The 418-nt window shown below is 67.9% G+C and carries 1 pseudogene; it reads right to left on the bottom strand.

The features are described from left to right. Positions 1–418 (bottom strand): annotated as a pseudogene (locus tag AAHB17_RS24605) (methylmalonyl-CoA mutase); the annotation flags it as partial.

Raw genomic sequence — 418 nt, 5'->3', positions numbered from 1 at the left:
GAAGGGGTCGCCCTCGCCGGCGAACATGCGCGTGGGGTCCTCGCCCTCGCGCTTGAAGGCGAAGGTGCCGGCGGTGTAGGGGTAGCTGCCGGGCACGTTGTCCAGCATCAGCCACTTGAGGATCTCGCCGTGGTCCTCGTACTGCGGCAGGCTGACCTTGCGGATGGTGGTGCCGCTCAAGGATTTGGTGGTGAGCGCGGTGCGGATTTCCTTGTCGCGGATCTTCACCACGTACTCGTCGCCGGCGTAGGCCTGCACCATCTCGGGCCACTGCTTGAGCAGCTTGCGCGCATCGGCGTCCAGGTGCAGTTCGCGCACCTGCGCCAGGTCGATGGCCGCTTCGGCGGCGCGGGCGCGCTCGGGCTTGTCCTCGGTCAGCATGCGCGCGGCCTCGGTCAATTGCTGGATCTCGCGGGCA

This window comes from Hydrogenophaga sp. OTU3427 (assembly GCF_038440225.1).
GTDB lineage: Bacteria > Pseudomonadota > Gammaproteobacteria > Burkholderiales > Burkholderiaceae_C > Hydrogenophaga.
The sequence above is the reverse complement of the archived record's forward strand: the minus strand, read 5'-3'. Positions and strand labels throughout refer to the sequence as shown.